General features: G+C 61.2%; 14 protein-coding genes and 1 pseudogene. 2 read left to right on the forward strand and 13 right to left on the reverse strand.

Going from position 1 to position 17,458, the window contains the following annotated elements; translation table 11 throughout:
* Window positions 1–180: 180 nt before the first annotated feature.
* Complete coding sequence (locus tag FFS13_RS04775) at window positions 181–753, forward strand: type II secretion system protein N (protein ID WP_137817950.1); 573 nt, start codon at window positions 181–183, stop codon at window positions 751–753.
* Window positions 754–757: 4 nt separating this feature from the next.
* Window positions 758–2,713, forward strand: coding sequence for a type II secretion system secretin GspD (gene gspD, locus FFS13_RS04780; protein ID WP_137817951.1), 1,956 nt, complete (start codon window positions 758–760; stop codon window positions 2,711–2,713).
* Between the two features lie 81 nt (window positions 2,714–2,794).
* On the opposite strand, the gene FFS13_RS04785 is transcribed toward gspD, so the two are convergent.
* The 13 genes and pseudogenes from FFS13_RS04785 to asd form a co-directional block, all read right to left on the reverse strand.
* The gene (locus tag FFS13_RS04785; protein ID WP_137817952.1) at window positions 2,795–3,040 is read right to left on the reverse strand and encodes a GlsB/YeaQ/YmgE family stress response membrane protein; all 246 of its coding nucleotides are present in this window, start codon (window positions 3,038–3,040) and stop codon (window positions 2,795–2,797) included.
* A gap of 109 nt (window positions 3,041–3,149) precedes the next feature.
* Window positions 3,150–3,901 (reverse strand): annotated as a pseudogene (locus tag FFS13_RS04790) (SDR family oxidoreductase).
* Between the two features lie 11 nt (window positions 3,902–3,912).
* Window positions 3,913–5,124 carry an O-succinylhomoserine sulfhydrylase gene (locus FFS13_RS04795; protein ID WP_137817953.1) on the reverse strand — a complete coding sequence of 404 codons (1,212 nt, stop codon included), beginning with the start codon at window positions 5,122–5,124 and terminating at the stop codon, window positions 3,913–3,915.
* 40 nt (window positions 5,125–5,164) lie between these two features.
* Window positions 5,165–6,670, reverse strand: coding sequence for an amidophosphoribosyltransferase (purF, locus tag FFS13_RS04800; RefSeq protein WP_137817954.1), 1,506 nt, complete (start codon window positions 6,668–6,670; stop codon window positions 5,165–5,167).
* Between the two features lie 45 nt (window positions 6,671–6,715).
* Window positions 6,716–7,270: a CvpA family protein gene (locus FFS13_RS04805; RefSeq protein ID WP_137817955.1), complete on the reverse strand. Its 555-nt coding sequence runs from the start codon at window positions 7,268–7,270 to the stop codon at window positions 6,716–6,718.
* A 164-nt stretch (window positions 7,271–7,434) separates the two neighbouring features.
* Window positions 7,435–8,043: an SPOR domain-containing protein gene (locus tag FFS13_RS04810; RefSeq protein ID WP_137817956.1), complete on the reverse strand. Its 609-nt coding sequence runs from the start codon at window positions 8,041–8,043 to the stop codon at window positions 7,435–7,437.
* Entirely contained in the window at window positions 8,027–9,334 is a 1,308-nt protein-coding gene (gene folC, locus FFS13_RS04815) for a bifunctional tetrahydrofolate synthase/dihydrofolate synthase (RefSeq protein WP_137817957.1), read from the reverse strand. Before folC ends, FFS13_RS04810 begins: the two co-directional genes overlap by 17 nt.
* Entirely contained in the window at window positions 9,331–10,203 is an 873-nt protein-coding gene (accD, locus tag FFS13_RS04820) for an acetyl-CoA carboxylase, carboxyltransferase subunit beta (RefSeq protein WP_137817958.1), read from the reverse strand. Before accD ends, folC begins: the two co-directional genes overlap by 4 nt.
* A 457-nt stretch (window positions 10,204–10,660) precedes the next feature.
* On the reverse strand, window positions 10,661–11,281 hold the full coding sequence (locus FFS13_RS04825) for a phosphoribosylanthranilate isomerase (protein WP_137817959.1): 621 nt from the start codon (window positions 11,279–11,281) through the stop codon (window positions 10,661–10,663).
* 47 nt (window positions 11,282–11,328) lie between these two features.
* The gene (gene truA, locus FFS13_RS04830; protein ID WP_137818020.1) at window positions 11,329–12,159 is read right to left on the reverse strand and encodes a tRNA pseudouridine(38-40) synthase TruA; all 831 of its coding nucleotides are present in this window, start codon (window positions 12,157–12,159) and stop codon (window positions 11,329–11,331) included.
* A 36-nt stretch (window positions 12,160–12,195) separates the two neighbouring features.
* Window positions 12,196–15,054 (reverse strand): FimV/HubP family polar landmark protein, encoded by a 2,859-nt coding sequence (locus tag FFS13_RS04835; protein ID WP_137817960.1) that lies wholly within the window; start codon window positions 15,052–15,054, stop codon window positions 12,196–12,198.
* Between the two features lie 164 nt (window positions 15,055–15,218).
* Window positions 15,219–16,229, reverse strand: coding sequence for an aspartate-semialdehyde dehydrogenase (locus tag FFS13_RS04840; protein WP_137817961.1), 1,011 nt, complete (start codon window positions 16,227–16,229; stop codon window positions 15,219–15,221).
* A gap of 95 nt (window positions 16,230–16,324) precedes the next feature.
* Complete coding sequence (gene asd, locus FFS13_RS04845; protein WP_137817962.1) at window positions 16,325–17,437, reverse strand: aspartate-semialdehyde dehydrogenase; 1,113 nt, start codon at window positions 17,435–17,437, stop codon at window positions 16,325–16,327.
* Window positions 17,438–17,458 lie beyond the last annotated feature (21 nt).

Raw genomic sequence — 17,458 nt, forward strand, 5'->3', positions numbered from 1 at the left:
TATGGCACACACCCCCCGAATTGGTTGCGGAGCCAAGCCTGCTAACTGCTATGATCGAGCCGCGATCCACACCACCAATAACAACAAATTCACGGAGTGACGCCCTTGCCCTTCCCTGGATCTCAGCGCTGGCTGCAATTGCAGGCCCCGACATTAGTCGGTGCCGCGCTGATCCTAGCCATGAGCCTCAGTTTAGCCTGGCAAACTACCGACTGGCTGCGCCTGCTGCGTGCTCCGGCCCACTCCACCAGCACCGATACCCCCGCCGTGCTCGCAGCCCCTGCACTGGAACGCCTGGAACCCCTGTTCGGCACCAGCAGCACAGCCAGCGATGCTCCACCACCGGCCACTAATCTGCGCCTAAGCTTGCATGGCAGCTTCGTACATGCCAATCCGCAACGTTCTAGCGCGATCATCCAGCGCGAAGGCAGCAAACCACAGCGCTATGCCGTCGGCGTCGAATTGGACCAAGGGGTCCGCCTGCATGCGGTCTATCGCGACCGCGTGGAGCTTGAACGCAATGGCCACCTGGAAAGCCTGCCCTTCCCCACCCGCAAGAACAGCGCAAACAGCGCTAGCGATGGCGAAGCCGCACCCGCAGAAGACTCGGTCGATCAATTGTCTACGCTGCAGGAAGACAATGCCGCACAGCTGCGCGAACGCATGGACGCCCTGCGTCAACAGATGGATGCCGCCGGCACCCTACCCGCCGCCGAACCCAATTCCACCGAACAGCCCACGGAAAGCGACTGACACGATGTCCCCGATTCTCTCTCGCCTCACTTGCGCCCTGCTCGCCACCGGCCTGATGGCTATGCCACTGCCGTCGAGTGCGGCGATCACACCCGCATCAACAAGCGCCAACCAACAGGAGGAGCGCTGGACGATCAACCTGAAGGACGCCGAAATCCGCGAGTTCATCGACCAGATCGCCGAGATCACCGGCGAGACCTTCATCGTCGATCCACGGGTCAAGGGCCAGGTCAGCGTGGTGTCCAAGGCGGCACTGTCGCTGAGCGAGATCTATCAACTGTTCCTCTCGGTGATGGCCACTCACGGTTTTAGCGTGATCACGCAAGGCGAGCAGGCCCGCATCGTGCCCAACGCCGAAGCCAAGGCCGAAGCCGATGGCGGCCGCGCCGCGCCAGATCGCCTGGAAACCCGTCTGATCCAGGTGCAGCACGGCTCGGTGACGGAGCTGATTCCGCTGATCCGCCCACTCGTACCGCAATACGGTCACCTGGCCGCAGTGACCTCGGCCAACGCCCTGATCATCAGCGACCGCAGCGCCAATATCGCGCGCATCGAAGACCTGATCCATCAGCTCGACCAGAAGAGCGATCACGACTACAGCGTGCTCAACCTGCAGCACGCCTGGGTGATGGATGCCGCCGAAGCACTCAATGCCGCCCTCGCCCGCGGCCAGGCCAAAGGCGCCTCCGGTGCTCAGGTCATTGCCGATGCCCGCACCAACCGCCTGATCCTCCTGGGCCCGCCGGCCGCCCGCGCCAAACTGGTGGCGCTGGCACAGTCTCTCGATACTCCCACCACGCGCTCGGCCAACACTCGCGTGATCCGCCTGCGGCATAACGATGCCAAGGCGCTGGCGCAGACTCTCGGGGAAATTTCCGAAGGGTTGAAAGCTCCAGCCGCCACCGGCGAAGCCGCCGGCAAGCCGCAGGACATCATGATTCGTGCCGATGAGAGCCTGAATGCCCTGGTTCTACTGGCCGAACCAGACCTGGTGGCGACGCTGGAAGACATCGTCCGCCAGCTCGATGTACCGCGCGCCCAGGTGTTGGTAGAGGCGGCCATCGTCGAGGTATCCGGCGATATCACCGATGCCCTCGGCGTGCAATGGGCAGTAGATGCCCGCGGCAACACCGGCGGACTCGGCGGGGTCAACTTCGGCGGCACCGGACTGTCGGTCGGTTCCGTGCTGCAAGCCATTCAAGACACCAAGAACGACGTAGACAATCCGCTGCTGAACACCCTTCCGGATGGCGCGATCATCGGCATCGGCACCGACCACTTCGGCGCCCTGATCACCGCGCTGTCGGCCAACAGCAACAGCAACCTGCTGTCCACCCCGAGCCTGCTGACCCTGGACAACCAGAAGGCGGAAATCCTGGTCGGCCAGAACGTGCCCTTCCAGACCGGCACCTTCACCACCGATGCATCCGGGGCTAACAACCCTTTCACCACCATCGAGCGCCAGGATATCGGCGTCACCCTCAAGGTCACCCCGCACATCAACGAAGGCGCCTCCCTGCGCCTGGAGATCGAGCAGGAGATCTCCTCCATCGCCCCCGCCGCCACCCTCACCGCTCAGGCGGTGGACCTGATCACCAACAAGCGCTCGATCAAGAGCACCATCCTCGCCGAAGATGGCCAGGTCATAGTGCTCGGCGGGCTGATTCAGGACGACATCACCAAGACCGACTCGAAAGTCCCGCTGTTGGGCGATATCCCCTGGCTGGGCCGGCTGTTCCGCTCGACCAGGGACCAGCACGTCAAGCGCAACCTGATGGTCTTCCTGCGCCCCAGCGTGGTCCGCGACGGCGCCGGTCTGGCGGCCCTGTCCGGGAAGAAATACAGTGACATCCGCGTGCTCGGCGACCAAACCAACACCGCTCGCCCGGGTCTTCTGCCGCACAACCCCGGAAAGCTGTTCGACGGCCATGGCGACTCGGCGATCGACCTGCGCCAATAGTCGAGCCGCGCCACCAACAGGCGCATAAAAAACGGGCGACGTGCCTTTCAGCGACGTCGCCTGTTTTTTATGGGGTACGGCTCAAGCTTTTTTGATCAAGCCAACGATAAACAACAACACTACCGCACCGATCACCGCCGTGAGCAGTGAGCCAATCACCCCTCCACCTGCCGACACACCGAGATAGCTGAACAAGTGCCCACCGATTACCGCGCCGACTATCCCCACCACCAGATTGCCGACCAGACCAAAACCGCCACCGCGCATCAACTTACCGGCAATCCAGCCGGCGATAGCGCCAATAATCAAGAACAGTATCAGGCTCATGTGCACCCCTTCATCTGTGGTTAGTCCTACAAGACTAGACCTTGCTGAAGCGGGTGCGCCGCTGACATGCATGGGGTGGACTTGAGTGCGCCTCTAGCAGGAGCAGAGCTCAGAGATAAATCATCTTGCGCGTCATCCCACCGTCGACCACAAACTCCTGCCCAGAGACGAAGCCGGCATTGCCCGACAAGAGCCAGGCGACCAACTCGGCAACGTCCTCGACAGTGCCCACCCGACCAGCCGGATGCTGGGCATGCTCGAGGTCGGACAGCGGCGCGCGGAAAGATCGCGCGCGTCGATCCAACCGGGGCTGACCGCGTTAACCCGCACCGCTGGGCCGAGACTGACCGCCAGCGCGTGCGTCAGTGCCAGCAGGCCGCCTTTGCTGGCGGCGCAAGCTTCCGAGTCCGGCTCGGACTGCCAAGCGCGGGTAGAGGTGAGATTGACGATAGAACCGTAATGAGCGCGCAGATAAGGCGCGCAATACTTGGCCAGCAGCAGCGGGCCGCTGAGATTGACCGCCAACACCCGATTCCACTGATTCAGCTCGAGACTTTCCAGAGGCGGGTTATGCGGTTCGGCGATGGCGGCGTTATTGATCAGCGCATCGAGGCGGCCGAACTGGCCGAGCACTTCGGCCACCCCGACCACTACCTGGCTTTCCTGGGCAACGTCCATCGCCACGAACCAGGCATTGTCACCCAAGGCCTTGGCTACCTTGGAGCCACGCACGCGGTCGGTATCGGCCAACACCACCTACCAACCTTCGGCGATCAGTCAGGCCGCGATGCCCAAACCAATGCCGCGCGCCGCACCGGTGACTAGCGCAACTCTGCCGTTATTCGGGGTCGCGGGTTGCACTCCCCAGTCAATCACAAGGTTGCGAGACCACGCGCCAGGTCTGCCTTGAGGTCGGCCACATCTTCCAGACCTACGGCAACGCGGATCAGGCTGTCACGAATACCCGCAGCCGCGCGTTCCTCCGGCGATAGGCGCCCATGCGAGGTGGTGCTCGGGTGGGTAATGGTGGACTTGCTGTCACCCAGGTTGGCGGTGATGGAAAGCAGGCGAGTCGCGTCGATAAAGCGCCAGGCACCGTCCTTGCCACCCTGCACTTCGAAACTGACCACCGCACCGAAGCCGCTCTGCTGGCGCTTGGCCAACTCATGCTGCGGGTGACTGGGCAAGCCAGCGTAATGCACCTTCTCAATGCCGGGCTGCTGCTCCAGCCACTCGGCCAAAGCCTGGGCGCCGGCACAATGGGCTTGCATGCGCAGGCGCAGGGTTTCCAGGCCCTTGAGGAACACCCAGGCATTGAACGGACTGAGCGTCGGCCCAGCGGTTCGCAGGAACCCCACGACTTCTTTCATTTGCTCGGCACGACCTGCCACTACGCCGCCCAGGCATCGCCCCTGACCGTCGATGAACTTGGTCGCAGAGTGCACAACGATATCCGCCCCCAGGGCCAACGGCTTTTGCAACACCGGCGTGCAGAAGCAGTTGTCCACGACCAGCGACGCCCCATGGCTATGCGCCACCTCGGCCAAGGCCGCGATATCCACCAGTTCGGCCAGCGGATTGGACGGTGACTCGACGAACAGCAGCTTGGTATTGGGCTTGCAAGCATTTGCCCAGGCAGACAGATCCGCCAACGGCACGTAGTCGACCTGCACAGCGAAACGCTTCAGGTACTTTTCAAACAAGCTGATGGTCGAGCCAAACACGCTGCGCGAAACCAGTACGTGATCGCCCGCACTGCAGAGGGCCATCACCGTGGCCAGAATGGCCGACATGCCCGAGGCCGTCGCGACAGCCTGTTCGGCACCTTCCAGCGCGGCGATACGCTCTTCAAAAGCGCGCACCGTCGGGTTGGTGTAACGCGAGTAGACGTTGCCCGGCACCTCGCCAGCAAAGCGCGCGGCCGCGTCCGCTGCGGTGCGAAAGACATAGCTGGAGGTGAAGAACAACGGCTCACCGTGTTCGCCTTCCGGCGTGCGGCGTTGACCGGCGCGTACCGCCAGGGTGTCGAAACCTACACCTTCGAGGTCGCTGTCCAGCCGGCCGGCATCCCAATCCTCTGTCATGCCGCTACTCCGTCAGTTGTTTTATCGAGCACTTGATTGATCAATTATTATACAGATCGATGATACCGCTGACCGCGTGGGTCTTGACCTTGGACGAATCGTTACGCGCCTGTTCGATCTTGTTCAGATAAGCCTCGTTGACGTCGCCGGTGACATAGTTGCCATCAAAAACCGAGCAGTCGAAATGCTCGATCTTGACCTTTCCGCCACCCACCGCATCGATCAGGTCGCTAAGATCCTGGTAAATCAGCCAATCGGCGCCGATCAGCTCGGCCACTTCTTCGGTCGTACGGCTGTGTGCGATCAGCTCATGGGCGCTCGGCATGTCGATGCCATACACGTTCGGGTAACGCACGGCCGGCGCGGCCGAGCAGAAGTAGACGTTTTTCGCCCCGGCTTCGCGCGCCATCTGGATGATCTGCTTGCAGGTGGTGCCACGGACGATGGAGTCGTCCACCAGCATGACGTTCTTGCCGCGGAACTCCAGCTCGATGGCGTTGAGCTTCTGGCGTACGGATTTCTTCCGCGCCGCCTGCCCCGGCATGATGAAGGTGCGGCCGATATAACGGTTCTTCACGAAGCCTTCGCGGAACTTCACCCCCAGGTGGTTCGCCAGCTCCAGCGCAGCCGTGCGACTGGTGTCGGGAATCGGGATGACCACGTCGATATCGTGCTGCGGACGCTCGCGGAGGATCTTCTCCGCCAGCTTCTCGCCCATGCGCAGGCGCGCCTTGTACACCGAGACACCGTCCATGATCGAGTCCGGACGCGCCAGGTAGACGTGTTCGAAGATGCACGGCGAGTAATGCGGATTAGTCGCGCACTGACGGGTAGAGAGCTTGCCGTCTTCGGCGATGTACACCGCCTCGCCCGGCGCCAGGTCACGGATCAGGGTGAAACCGAGGACATCCAGCGAGACGCTTTCCGAGGCGATCATGTACTCCACGCCTTCGTCGGTGTGACGCTGACCGAAGACGATCGGGCGGATCCCGTTCGGATCGCGGAAACCGACAATGCCGTAACCGGTAATCATCGCCACCACCGCGTAACCACCGCGGCAACGCTTGTGCACATCGCTCACCGCGGCGAACACATCATCTTCGGTTGGCTGCAGCTTGCCGCGTACGGCCAGCTCATGGGCAAACACGTTGAGCAGCACTTCCGAGTCGGAGTTGGTGTTGACGTGGCGCAGGTCGGACTCGTAAATCTCCTTGGCCAGTTGCTCGACGTTGGTCAAATTACCGTTGTGCGCCAGCGTGATGCCATACGGCGAGTTGACGTAGAACGGCTGCGCCTCGGCAGAACTGGAGCTGCCGGCAGTCGGGTAACGCACATGGCCGATGCCCATGTGGCCGACCAGACGCTGCATATGGCGCTGCTGGAACACATCGCGCACCAGACCGTTGTCTTTACGCAGAAATAACCGGCCGTCATGGCTGGTCACGATACCGGCAGCGTCCTGGCCGCGGTGCTGGAGGACGGTTAGCGCGTCATACAGCGCCTGATTGACGTTCGACTTACCGACGATACCGACGATGCCACACATGTGACGCAACCCCTACTCAGTGAATCAGGCTAATTCTGAAAGCTCTTACGGCAGTTTAGGCTGCAAGAGACCTTCTTTAAACGGCAGCTCAGCAGGTGCGCTGATACCGCTGGCAAGCCACTGACTGGCAAGCCCCAAAATGAGATTTTTCGACCAGTCGGCGACCAACAAGAAATGCGGCACCAGACTCGACTGCTGCCACCAAGAATCCTGTTGCACCGGTGCCAGGCTGAGCAAGCCGACCAGCAGCACCACCAACAAAGCTCCGCGCGCGGAGCCGAAGGCCATGCCGAGAACACGATCAGTGCCCGAAAGGCCGGTGACCCGGACCAGCTCGCCAATGAGGAAATTGAGCAAGGCGCCGACCAACAAGGTGGCTACAAACAGAATGGCGCAGCCGGCAATGACGCGGGCCGAGGGTGTTTCGATAAATTCGACGAGATGCTGCGAGAGCGCGCCACCGAACATCCAGGCGACGACCCCAGCAATGATCCAGGTGACCAGCGACAGAGCCTCTTTAACGAAGCCACGTTTTAAGCTGATTAAGCTGGAGACGGCGATGACGGCGATAATCGCCCAATCGACCCAGGTGAATGGCACGGTGCAGCCTACGAACGGAAAAGGCGCTGCATTTTAACAGAGCCCTTCCCAAGGGGTAAGCCGAGGATTCGACCGACTCGGATTTATTCAGCGCCTTTGCGCTTAAAACATCTGACACCAGCACGACAAAGCGTCTGATTTGCCACCTTCTCTTGAACGGGTCCTTAGCTGCTCTCTGGCTGGAAGCGAACGATAAAACCCTTGAGCTTCTGTTGGCGCGTCAACTGATCACGCAAGCGATCGGCCTCGGCGCGCTCAATCAGCGGGCCGACAAATACCCGGTTCATCCCGTCAACACTGCGGATATAGGCGTTGTAGCCTTGGCTACGCAGGGTCTTCTGCAGGCTCTCCGCACTGGCACGGTTAGACAGGCTGGCCAACTGGATCGACCAACTGACCGGCAGACTGTTCGCATCCAGACGACTCGGCGCCGGAATAGGCGCAAGAGTAGGAGTCGGCGCCACTGGTGCACTGGCTTGAACCGGCGGCTGGCTCGGCGCTACTGGCAGTGCTGGCGGCGCCTGCGGCGGCGCGCTTGCGACGGGATCGACCGGCACCGGCTCTTCCGGCAACAACTGCGGCTCCGGCACCGCGACCGGCTCGACTACCACCTGCGGCATAGCCGGTGCTTGCGGCATGGCTGGCGCCTCGACCACCACGCGGCGTAACTCGTCCTCGCGGGACAGCAGCATCGGCAGAAAAATTACCGCCAACGCGACCAGCACCAGGGCGCCGACTATCCGTTGCTTGAGTCCTTTATCCAGCAAAGCCATCCCCTACTTCCCCCTTGGCATGGCGGGCCAGCCAGTCCAGGGCCTCGGCCACGCAATAAAAAGATCCGAACAGCAGAACTTCATCATCCGCCGAAGCCCGAGCACATTGCCCTTCCAGCGCCGCCGCCACATCGGCGTAAGCCGTGACCGTCGCGCCTTGGTTGAGCAAGGCCGCTTCCAGTTCGGCGGCCGGACGCGTGCGCGCAGTCGGCAGCGGCGCTACCGCCCAACCTTGCACCTCATCCAGCAGCGGAGCCAAAACCCCCGGTAGATCCTTATCGGCCAGCAAGCCAAAGACTGCCAGACGCTTACCCGCCACGGGTCGGCTCGCTAGACGCTGCGCAAGATATTCAGCGGCATGGGGATTATGCCCAACATCCAGCAGCAGCGTGAGTGACTTACCCTGCCAGTTCAGCGTTCGCCGATCTAAACGGCCGGTCACCCGCGTGCGCAGCAGCGCAGCGGCAATCCGCTCAGACTGCCAGGGCAGACCAAGCAAGGCATAAGCCTGCAGCGCCAAGGCCGCATTCTCCATGGGCAGATCGAGCAACGGCAGGTCATGCAACTCAAGCACTGTACCGGCCAGCGTCAGACCACGCCAATGCCAAGCCTGCTCGGCAACGGCCAAGTCGTAATCACGCCCGCGCAAGAAGAACGGACAGCCCAACGCTGCCACTTGTTCCAGCAACGGCCGCGGCGGCTCAAGATCACCACACAAAGCCGGCACCCCAGCGCGGAAAATACCGGCCTTCTCGGCAGCCACCGACTCACGGCTATCGCCCAGCCAATCGGCATGATCCAGACCGATACTGGTGACCAGGGCAAGATCGGCGTCGATCAGATTGACTGCATCGAGCCGCCCACCCAGGCCCACTTCCAGCACCGCCGCGTCCAGACCGCTACGCTCGAACAGCCAGAAGGCTGCCAAGGTGCCCATTTCGAAATAGGTCAGGGAGATCTCGCCGCGCGCGGCCTCAACGGCGGCAAAGGCTTCGCACAGCTCCGCATCCGAGGCATCGACACCCGCAATCTGCACGCGTTCGTTGTAACGCAGGAGATGTGGCGAGCTGTAGACCCCGACTTTCAGACCCTGCTCTTGCAGCAGCGCGGCCAAAAAAGCGCAGGTGGAGCCTTTACCATTGGTGCCGGTAACCGTGACGACCTTGGCCGCCGGCTTACCCAGGCCAAGCCGGCGCGCCACTTCACGCGAGCGCTCCAGCCCCATATCGATCGCCGAGGGGTGCAGCTGCTCTAGATAAGCGAGCCAGTCGGCCAGGGTACGGTCAGTCATGCCGGAACAGGTGACGGCAAACGCATCAGCTGCGCCAACAACCTAGCCAGGCGCGGGCGTAGCTCTTCGCGGTGAATGATCATGTCGATCGCACCATGCTCCAGCAGGAACTCGCTACGCTGGAAGCCTTCCGGCAGCTTCTCACGCACGGTCTGCTCGATCACTCGCGGGCCGGCGAAACCGATCAGCGCGCGCGGCTCAGCGACAATCACGTCGCCGAGCATAGCCAGACTGGCCGATACACCGCCGTACACCGGATCGGTCAGCACGGAGATGAACGGCACACCCTCTTCACGCAGACGCGCCAATACCGCGGAAGTCTTGGCCATCTGCATCAGCGAGATCAGCGCTTCCTGCATCCGTGCACCGCCGGAAGCCGCAAAACAGACCAGCGGGCAACGCTGCTCCAACGCCACGTTGGCGGCGCGAACAAAGCGCTCACCGACAATGGCGCCCATCGAGCCGCCCATAAAGGAGAACTCAAAGGCGCAGGCCACCACGGGCATTTTCTCGAGGGTGCCGCGCATGGCGATCAGCGCATCCTTCTCGCCCGTCTGCTTCTGCGCGGCGGTCAGGCGATCCTTGTACTTCTTGCTGTCGCGGAATTTCAGACGGTCAACCGGCTCCAGCTCGGCACCGATTTCTTCGCGCCCTTCCGTATCGAGGAAGATATCCAGCCGGGCACGCGCATCGATACGCATGTGGTGGTGGCATTTGGGGCAGACATCCAGGGTCTTTTCCAACTCGGGGCGATACAGCACCGCCTCGCAAGACGGACATTTATGCCAGAGGCCCTCGGGTACCGAGCTTTTCTTCACCTCGGAACGCATGATCGAGGGGATCAGCTTGTCTACCAGCCAGTTACTCATGCACTTATTCTCCAAAGCTGTTGGCCCGGACGCGCTAACGAGCGATTGCCGCGCACATGTCCTTGAGCAAATTCACGATTGCAGTCTTAGTCAGGGTCGACTCTGCGCATTCAGCAAATCGCTTGAGCAACGCAAAGCCTACCACCACACCGTCGACTATCCGGGCGACAATTCCACTAGAAACGTCTAGCCCTCTGTCACTGGCCCGACTCTCGGCATGGCTGAACCAGCCACGCCCTTTTGTTCTTCGTCATAGCGTTAACCGCGCGACATCATGCGAAGTTCGGTACGGCCCCAAGACCCTCCTGCAACTCCAGGCTAATGGACGGCCAAGAATCTTCGCCCGTCACATAGAGAATCCAGCTTCAATCCGCCAGCAGCGCCCACAGCGAGCAACTATGGGTAATTCAGCACCCGCTCGCGCCGCCCCCAAGACCATGCCTGCATGCCGTCGAAGTCAGGCACAACCGACTTCGCGGATGAAGGCACGAATCTTTTCCGCATCCTTGATGCCCTTGCTCGCCTCCACGCCACCGCTGACATCTACCGCATAGGGACGCACTTGCCGGATCGCGGCGCGGACATTCTCCGCACAGAGCCCACCCGCCAGGATAATCGGCTTGGACAAATCATGTGGCACCAGCGACCAATCAAAGGCCGCACCGGTGCCGCCCGGCACCCCAGCTACGTAAGTGTCCAGCAGGATACCGGAAGCTTGGGAATATTGAGCCGCTTGCGCCGCTATGTCATCACCAGGTTTGACCCGCAGCGCCTTGATATAGGGGCGATGGTAACCGGCGCAGTCGGCCGCTGTTTCGTCACCGTGGAACTGCAACAGATCCAGCGGCACAGCATCGAGAATCTCGTTCAGCTCACAGCGGCTGGCATTCACAAAGAGCCCAACCGTGGTCACGAACGGTGGCAAGGCCGCGATAATCGCCCGCGCCTGCTGAACACTGACCGCCCGCGGGCTTTTGGCGTAAAACACCAGGCCAATGGCATCCGCACCGGCTTCGGCGGCGACAAGCGCATCCTCGATTCGAGTAATGCCACAAATTTTGCTGCGAACGGCTGACAAGATGCGACACCTTCATGGAAAGACTATGAATGGTAGCAAATGCCTTTTTAGGCGTCAGCCGCGAGTTCCGGCAAGCCCGAAAGGAAATGCGGCCCGATGTAACGCGCTGGCAAGACAAACTCAGGCGGGTACTCGACCTGCACCAGATAGAGCCCAAAAGGATGCGCGGTAACGCCACCGGAACGCCGTATGCGAGCCTCCAGCACCTCCTTCGCCCACTCGACCGGCCGCTCGCCAGCACCAATGGTCATCAGCACCCCGGCGATATTACGCACCATGTGATGAAGAAAAGCGTTAGCCCGGACATCCAACACGATCATCTTGCCGTGCTGGGTAACGCGCAGGTGGTGCATCTTCTTGATCGGCGATTTCGCCTGACACTGCCCGGCCCGAAATGCACTGAAATCATGGGTACCCACCAACGCCTGCGCCGCTTCACGCATGCGCTCGACATCCAGCGGGCGGTGATTCCAGGTGATCTCCTCGGCCAGATGCGCCGGGCGAATCTGGTCGTTGTAGATCACATAGCGATAACGCCGGGCGACAGCCTTGAAGCGCGCATGGAAGTGCGCCGGCATCACTTGCGCCCAGGTCACGCTGATATCCGGCGGCAGGTTGATATTGGCGCCCATCACCCAGGCTTTAAGCGAGCGCTCGGCCTGCGTATCAAAGTGCACGACCTGACCACAGGCATGCACACCGGCATCGGTGCGCCCTGCACACATCAACGAAACCGGGGAGTCAGCCACCCTGGACAGTGCAGTTTCAAGCACTTCCTGAACCGTCGGCACACCCGAGGCCTGGCGCTGCCAGCCACGATAGCGTGAGCCTTTATATTCGACGCCAAGGGCAATTCTGGAAAAGCCAACGGCAGCCATTTCGGCTGCCGCTGTCGGTATTGCTTCAGTCATGGATCAGACGATACGAGCGATCAATTCGCGCGCTTCCTGTTGTTGGCCATCGCTACCTTCGGTAATCACTTCATCGAGAATGTCGCGAGCGCCTTCGGTGTCACCCATATCGATGTAGGCCCGCGCCAAATCCAGCTTAGTCGCCGTCTCGTCAGTACCGGAGAGGAAGTCGAAATCGTCGTCGGCATCCAGGCTAGTCGATTGCGGTGCGCTGGTAGCCGGAGCGATGAGCTCATCAAACCCAGCAGGCTGATCCAAGCTTTCGCTCAACTGATCCAGCTCGGCGGTGACTTCATCAAGCTGCGCCGCAAAGCTATCCGCAGCAGATGTAGTCGGGGCCTCTTCAGCCAGGGACAGGTCGAAATCCGCCGCCAGTTCCAGATCAGCACCCAAGCTTTCTTCTGACAGATCCAAACTCAGATCGGCAAACTCATTCATGGTCGGAGCGGCGCTCAACTCGTCATCCAGACTCAGCAGGAAATCATCTTCCTCCGAAACAGTAGCTTTGCTGTCCCCGTCCAGATCCAGGCTGAAATCGGCCAGATCATCAGTCAACGCCAAGCTGTCGGCAGCGGTTTCGCTATCCAAGCTCAGATCGAAGTCCAGGCCACCTGCCGCAGGTACGGCCGATAGGCTTGGCGAGGCCAGATCCAAATCGCTATCCAGGCTCAGCTCAGCAAAATCACTCAAAGAGTCATTGCGGCCAGAGGCAGGCAGATCACAATCAAGCTCGGCCTCAAGTTCGTCCAAGCTCAAATCGAAAGCATCGTCCTGATCTACAGCATGGGCGACTGGCTCATCCAGTGTCAGATCGTCGAGGCTAAAGCTATCCAGCTCATCGGCAGCCGCCGCACCAGCCAAACCGGCTACAGCCAAAGCAGCCATGGCCGGATACTTGGACTTCAGCTGTTCGGTCTCAACGCTAGCTCCGCCGATTTCGCGCAACTCACTTTCCTGACGGGCAAAACCTTCGCGATCGCCCAGTTCGGCCTGCACCTCCATCAGTTTCAGGCGCAGGTCGCTGCGGTGCGGCTCATCGTTGATGGCGTCCTGCAGCAATTCGGCAGCTTGAGTAAAGCGGCCATAGGCAATGTAAATATCGGCCTCACCGAGCACATCACCAGTTTGTGCGGTAACGCGATCCTCTGAGGCCGGCGCCACCGCCTCGGTGACAGCATCGCTATCCAGACCATCAAAACTGCTGTCCGGCAACTCCAGATCGGTATCAAAGGGGCTTTCTTCGTCTCCGGCAGCCAGGTTGCTCTGCAGTTCGGCCTCTTTCAGGGCATTGCGCCGCGACAGCACCATCAAACCAACCAGCAGCGCCAGCAACGCCCCGCCACCAGCCAAACCCAGCAACATGGGATTAGCCATCAGCGTGTCGACGAGGCTGGTTGAGGGTACCTCTTCTGCCGCCGGGGTGGGGGTCGGAGCGCTCTGGATGGTTTGAGCCGGCACTTCGGCAGCAGGGGCGGCTGGTTGCGCGGCTGGAGCCTCAGTGGCTGGCGGTTGAGCAACGGCCACAGGCGCGACTTCGGGTTTAGCGGCCGGCTCCTCGCTGGAGTTATAGTCTGGAGCCGCGGCTGGCTGTGCGGTCGGGGCCGGCACTGCCGACTCCGCTACAGGAGTCGGTTGCGCCGGCGCGGCAACGACTGGCGCGGCCGGCACAGCAGCAACCTCGGTACTGGGCTGCTTGGCCTGTGTAGCCAAATCAGCCTGCAGTTTGGCGAGCTGGCTGTCTTTCAGTTGAATCAGGCGTTGCAGCTTGTCCAATTGGCTCTGCAGATCGCCCATGCGACCCTTCAACTCGTCATTCTCACGACGGCTGGAGTCAAGGCTTTCTTTGGTGACAGCCAGCTTGTCATTCAGCGCCTTGCTATCACCGCTCGCGCCTTTATCGCTGCCGGCCGTGGCCTTTCCCGCTTCGGCAGAAACCAGTTTCAGGCTGTCTTTGCTTTCGGCTTGCGCTGGAGCGGCGCCCGCTGCGCTGCGCTTGGTCGCATCCAACTGACGCGTACCGGCAGCGGCCAAGCTGCGACCTTCGCGCCAGGCGGCGTTTTGCTCGGAGACCTGGGCAATCGCCTCACTCTGCGAACGACTCTTGATCTGTTGTTCGTCGGGCAGACGGAGCACCTGACCGCTTTTCAAGCGGTTGATATTACCGTCAACGAAGGCATTCGGATTGAGGTCCTGAATAGCCAGCATGGCTTGGTGCGCCGAACCACTGGCACGCACACGCTGGGCGATGTCCCACAAGGTGTCACTGGAGGTGGTCTTGTATTCATTACCTTCCAGCTTGCTGGTTGCGACAGGGGCTGGCGGTGCAACTGGGGCCGCAGGACGACTAATCGGTGCAGTGGCTACCGGTGCCGCAGGCCGCGGAGCAGGAGCTGCCAGCGAACGTGGCGCCGGAGCGGCAACCGGAAGCTGAGGGGCAGCGGCTGCCGCGGTTTGCGGGGAATACAGCGGTGGGTCGAGCAGCAGGGTGTACTCACGCAGCACGCGACCACTTGGCCAGAGCACTTCAACCAGGAAATTCAGGTAGGGCTCGCGCACCGGCTTGCTCGAGGTCACGCGAATGACACTCTTGCCATTGGGCTTGAGCACCGGAGTGAACTTGAGGTCGGTGAGGAAATACTGGCGATCAACGCCGGCTTTGTTGAACTCTTCAGGAGACGCCAGATTCGGAATCACCTCGTTAGAGGCCAGATCGCGCACCTCCACCAATTCGATTTCGGCCACCAACGGCTGATTCAGCGCAGACTTCAGGGTCACTTCCCCGAGCCCTAGCGCCTGTGCCACACCGGAGGTCAGCGCCGAAGCAGCCGCGATTGCCAGCACCAGTTTGCGAACCCGAGCCATAGCGTTATCCCTTGTTTTATCTTTTTACTCGACGGGCGAGAGGGTCTTATAGTTGCTGCCTGTTCCGCCTTGCAGCGGTTCCCCACCAGCAAACAGCTCAGCCCCCTGTATCACCAAGATAGGCCAAGCTCGAATGATTCTTCAAATTTCCAGGTAAGTATCTTTTACAGATAGTGTTTTATCAACAACTCACCTATTTGCACAGCGTTCAGAGCCGCGCCTTTGCGTACATTATCAGACGCAATCCACAAATTGAGTTCGCTCGGATCATCCAGTCCGTTACGCACTCGCCCCACGTATACAACATCCTGACCCACCGCATCACCCACCGCCGTCGGATAGTCACCCAGCTCTACCCGCTCGATGCTCGGCGCGCTGTCCAGAGCCGCACAGACTGCCGCTAGATCGACCGCGTTTGCCGACTGTAGCGACAGGCTCAGGCTATCGCCAAAAAACACCGGAGCCTGCACGCAAGTCGTTGCCACTTTCAACGCCGGAGCGGCGAGAACCTGCTTCAGCTCATCGGCCAGACGCTTCTCCACAAGCGTATGCCCAGCGTCATCTGCCGGCCCGACCTGACCCAGTAGATTGAACGCGATCTGCCGATCAAAAAACCGTGGCTCGAGCGGGCGCACATTGAGTAGTTCGGCCGTTTGCCGCGCCAGTTCGACCACAGCTTCGCGCCCCTGACTGGAGACTGCCAGGCAGGCCGTGACGCTCACACGTTGCAGCGTCAGCAGAGCGCGCAACGGCGCCAGCACCACGGCCAAAGCGGCTACCGAGGCACTCGGACTAGTCAACTGATAAGGTGCGGACAGCGACTCGAGCAGCTCTGCATTAGCCTCGGGCACTATTCGCGGGGCCTGCTCCGCCGGCAAAGCACCGGACAAGTCGATCAGCGCGCAACCGGCCGCATGCACACGCGGCGCATAGGTACGGGTCACCTGCTCGCCAGCGGCAAAGAAGACCAGGCGCACTTTGCTGAAGTCGAACTCATCGACTTCCCGCACCCGCAGGTTTTTGCCGCGAAACGGCACGGACTGACCGGCCGACTCGATACTGGCCAGCAAATGCAAGGTAGCCACGGGGAACGCGCGCTCTTCGAGAAGCTGGACGAGGGTTTCACCGACGGTGCCGGTGGCGCCAATCACGGCGATATCGAAGGGCTGGCTCATGGAACTACCTCAGGCGAAACGGGGAGCGGCACTTTAACCGCCACCCCGCGCCCAGGCAATCAAGCGCCGACGAGCCCGTCGGCGCCTGGTCTGAATTAACGCTCGAGCAGAATACGCAGCATGCGCCGCAGCGGTTCGGCAGCGCCCCACAGCAGTTGGTCACCGACAGTGAAGGCGCCCAGATACTGCGACCCCATGTTGAGCTTACGCAGACGACCGACCGGTACGCTCAAGGTGCCCGTCACCGCAGTCGGCGTCAGCTCCTTGATGCTGACTTCGCGCTGGTTCGGTACCAGTTTCACCCAAGGGTTGTGCTGGCTGATCAGCCCTTCGATATCGCTCAGCGGCACGTCTTTGTTCAGCTTCAGGGTCAACGCCTGGCTGTGGCAGCGCATGGCGCCGATGCGCACACAGATGCCATCGACCGGAATCGGGCTCTTGAAGCGACCGAGGATCTTATTGGTCTCGGCCTGGCCCTTCCACTCTTCGCGGCTCTGGCCGTTCGGCAATTCCTTGTCGATCCAGGGAATCAGGCTGCCGGCCAGCGGCACACCGAAGTTCTCGGTCGGGAAGGCTTCGCTGCGCATGGCTTCGGCCACTTTGCGGTCGATGTCGAGGATCGCGCTAGCCGGGTTGGCCAGATCATCCGCCACCACCGCGTGGGTCGCGCCCATCTGCTTGATCAGTTCGCGCATGTTCTGCGCCCCTGCCCCGCTCGCAGCCTGATAGGTCATGGCGTTCATCCACTCGACCAGACCGGCCTCGAACAGGCCGCCCAAGGCCATCAGCATCAGGCTGACGGTGCAGTTGCCGCCGATGTAGTTCTTGGTGCCAGCGTCCAGCGACTGGTCGATCACCTTGCGGTTAACCGGGTCGAGCACGATGACCGAGTTGTCGTCCATCCGCAGCGACGAGGCCGCGTCGATCCAGTAGCCCTGCCAGCCCGCTTCGCGCAGCTTGGGGAACACTTCACTGGTGTAGTCGCCGCCCTGGCAGGTGAGGATCACGTCGAGGCTTTTCAGCTCGTCGATGCTGTAAGCGTCCTTCAGCGGAGCAATCTCCTTGCCCACGGCCGGGCCTTGGCCGCCAACATTGGACGTGGTGAAGAACACCGGCTCGATCAGATCGAAATCCTGTTCTTCCAGCATCCGCTGCATGAGTACGGAACCGACCATACCGCGCCAACCGATCAGACCTACACGTTTCATCGCAACTACACCTTCAATAAA

Origin of the sequence: Pseudomonas sp. 2FG, from assembly GCF_005502935.1 — a bacterium.
Classification (GTDB): domain Bacteria; phylum Pseudomonadota; class Gammaproteobacteria; order Pseudomonadales; family Pseudomonadaceae; genus Aquipseudomonas.